Annotated in this window: 3 protein-coding genes and 1 pseudogene; all 4 read right to left on the bottom strand. The window is 60.3% G+C overall.

Going from position 1 to position 3,265, the window contains the following annotated elements:
- Positions 1–788 (bottom strand): alpha/beta hydrolase family protein (locus tag YA0848_RS36260; RefSeq protein WP_232925247.1); only part of this gene is annotated, 788 nt, incomplete at its 3' end.
- Positions 789–1,997: 1,209 nt separating this feature from the next.
- A pseudogene (locus tag YA0848_RS34215) lies at positions 1,998–2,304 on the bottom strand (IS5/IS1182 family transposase); the annotation flags it as partial.
- 64 nt (positions 2,305–2,368) lie between these two features.
- Positions 2,369–2,899, bottom strand: a complete 531-nt coding sequence (locus YA0848_RS34210; protein ID WP_071536849.1) for a GNAT family N-acetyltransferase — start codon at positions 2,897–2,899, stop codon at positions 2,369–2,371.
- 20 nt (positions 2,900–2,919) lie between these two features.
- Positions 2,920–3,265, bottom strand: a 346-nt coding sequence (locus tag YA0848_RS36255; protein WP_232925246.1) for a hypothetical protein, incomplete at its 5' end; no start/stop codon positions are given.

Below are 3,265 nucleotides of genomic sequence, written 5' to 3'. Positions count from 1 at the left end.
TTTTGCCTTATCTCGGCATACCCCCCTGCACAGACGGCTCGGCCAGTGCCCACGGCAGCGACGATCCCCAGGCGCGCAGCTCGGCGAGGGTCTCCAGCACGCCGTCGTACAGCGCGCGAGCGTCGCCGGGCGCGGCGCAGCGGATCGACAGCCGGTCGCTTTCCAGCCGTTCCGGCAGCGGCTTCATCCCAGCGCCTCGGGGCGTTGCCAGGCTTGGCCATGGACGTGTTCGGCGAGGAAGGCGAACACCGTCTGGTACCAGACCTTGGCGTTCTGCGGGCGAGAATCCAGTGGTTCTCGCCGGGGTAATAGAGGAATTTGTGCGGCATGCGGCCCTGCTCGTCGGCGAATTGCTCGGCGAGCTGCGCCCACAGGCTCAGGGCCTCGCCAATTGGCACGGGGTAATCCTTGTCGCCGTGGATGATCAGCATGGGCGTGCGGATATCCCGCACGAAGCGGTGCGGCGAATGGTGCTGCAGCATCTGCGCGCCGATTTCCTGCCGCCAGTAGTGGTAGGCGTCGGTGGTCGGACCGAACTGGCTCAGGGTCCAGAGGCTGGCATGGCTGACGATGGCCCGGAAGCGGTCGGTGTGCCCGGCGATCCAGTTGGCCATGTAGCCGCCGAACGAGCCGCCCATGGCAGCGCTGCGCTGGCCGTCGATGTCGTCGCGGGCCTGCGCGGCGTCGCTGATCGCCAGCAGGTCCTGATAGGGCGCGTCGCCCCAGGCGCCCCAGCCGCGCTGGATGAAGCCGCGGCCATAGCCGGTGGATAGCGCCGGGTCCGGCATCAGCACGGCATACCCGCGGGCGACCGCCAGCCAGGGATTCCAACGCCAGGACCAGCCGTTCCAGGAGCCGAGCGGGCCGCCGTGCACCCATAGCAGCAGCGCGGCCGGCGCGGCGGCCGAGGCGCCGGCAGGCAGCGCCAGCCAGGCACGCACGCGCGCGCCGTCGGCGCCCGTGGCGTCCACTTCGGTCAGGCGCCCGGGCAGGGCCGGCTGCTGGCACGGCCCGCGCAGCGAAACCAGTGTGGCAACCTCGGCGTCCAGGTCGAGGCGCACCGGCAGCGGCGGGCTGTCGATGGCATGGCGCAGGGCATACAGGTGGCGGCCGCAGGGGCTGACGCAAAGGTCGGCGTAGGCCGCGTCGTCCAGCGTCAGCCGCGTCACGCTGCGGCGGGCGGGATCGATGGCGAACACCGGCGCGCGGCCCTGATGATCGGCGCTGGCGTACAGATGCTGGCCATCGGGGCTCCAAGCGAGGGATGCGGGACAACCGTCCCAATCCGGAGCAATACAGCGGGGTTCGCTTCCGTCCAGCGGTACGCTGAGCAATTGCCAGCGCGGCGCCTCGCTCGGCGTACCCTCGCTCTCCGCCACGACCGCCAGAGCCGCGCCCTGCGGGTCCAGACAAAAGAGTGGGTAGTGCCATCCGGGCAGGTCGAGCAGCATCCGGCGCGCGCCGCTCAGGGTATCGATGACCACCAGCTGGCTTTGCTGATTGCCACCGGCCCTGGCGGACAGCCAGTCGCTCACCAGCAGGCGGCCGTCAGCGCTCAATTCGAAGCGGGCGTTGCGCAGCGCCTCGCCGGCGTCGTCGGTCAGCCCGTGGAGTTCGAGCCGGGCCGGCGGCGTGCCGGCGCCGTCGCTGTCGACGATCGGCTCGGCCCGGTACAGGCGCGGCTGTTCCGGGCCCAAGTCGGTGTCCCAGAAGCGCACCGGGTAACGCTCGTGGAGGATGGCGTCGACCTTGCCGTCCTTGCGCAACGCGCGCAGGCGTTTTTCGTCCTCAGGGTCCTTCGCCGACGGCAGCGCCTCCGCCATCAGCACCAGGGTGCCGCTCTGGCGCGCGACGCGCAGGCCGAACAACCCGCCCTGGCGGCGCAACCATTGCTGCGCCTCGCCGCCGGCGGCCGGCAGGTGCCAGAGCGCGGAGTCGGCGTCATCCTCCTTGCCTTCCAGCGGCGCTCGCGAGGAACTGAACAGCAAGTCGCCATTGGCCAGAATCCCAGGCCCCAACTCTAGCTTCTGTAGCGGGTGACGGAAGTTGAAGATGGTGGTTTCGTCGGGAATGCGCTCCAGGCTCAANNTGTAGCCGAACCAGTTCTGCGTCAGATGAGCCCGCAGCGTCACCATCAATGAGGATGTTGGACGTCCGGTCTTCACCCTTCGGATAGTGTGGCACGATCAGGGCAACCAAGCCCTTCCACGGCGCCACCTGATCCGCCTCGATCAGGAATAACTCCTTGCGGCTCCGCTTGCGCTTGCCGGAATACTCTGCGTCGGCAAAGGTTATCTGTTTCATCGGGATACTCGGCGGGTGGTTCAAATATTTTACCGAAAATCAGAAAGCCTTTTTCATAGTTCCCTTAATTTAAGAGAAGGCTGTAAAGACTGGCGTCATAATATTCCCCCATAAAAAAAACTTTGTCCTTTTGAATGGCCTCAATCTTAAAACCATTCTTCTCATAAAGCGATATAGCTATTTTGTTCTCTGTGTTAACCAATATCTCCACTCTGTGCACTGTTTTTGAATTACGCAGGTAGTTAATTCCATATTCCAATAAGGTTTTACCCAAGCCTTTGTTGCGATCGTTATAAGCAATTGATAGTCCTAATGAAGCTATATGAGAGTACGCGTGTCTAGTCGAGCCGTTTATATCAAGCCTACCAACAATTCTTTCTCCATCGACAAGTAGGAGAAGAGCGTCCGATTTGCTATTGCTGGTTCTTTTTATATTTTGACTTATAAGTGAAATATCCCCGAGGAGTTCATTTTCTAAGAGAGGGATGTTTGGGTTTTTCTCGGCGGCCAAATTAAGCATGTAGTTTTGCAGAGATTTTGCGTCACCTTCTTGGGCCTTCCTGACTATTAAACGTTCGTTTAAAGGAATGGACATATTCTATCCTGCTTGACAATTTATATTTCGATGGTTTGAATGCGCTGCCATGAATGTGTACTGGATGGGTGTGAAACGTCTCCAGGTTTAGATTTTTCCTCTTGTAGGGACTGATAAAAGCTACTTTTTAACTTTTCGGGGAGTAGTGGGACAATAACGTCCTCAACGAATGGCGAAAGTGAACAACAAATGGGGTCTCTTTCCCAGATTTTTCCAGCATATGAGAGGCTATTTGCTCGGCAGCCGCCGTGGAATAAAAGCCCATACCTACAATCGTTGCAAGGTAAGTCAGATATGGATTTTCCTAGGAAATCTATAAAATCATTTCTTTCCGATTTAATTTGTGAAAAGCTAACTTCATTGGTT

Origin of the sequence: Pseudomonas sp. S4_EA_1b, assembly GCF_016307435.1 — a bacterium.
GTDB lineage: Bacteria > Pseudomonadota > Gammaproteobacteria > Pseudomonadales > Pseudomonadaceae > Aquipseudomonas > Aquipseudomonas rhodesiae.
This window is presented reverse-complemented; position numbering and strand designations above follow the sequence as displayed.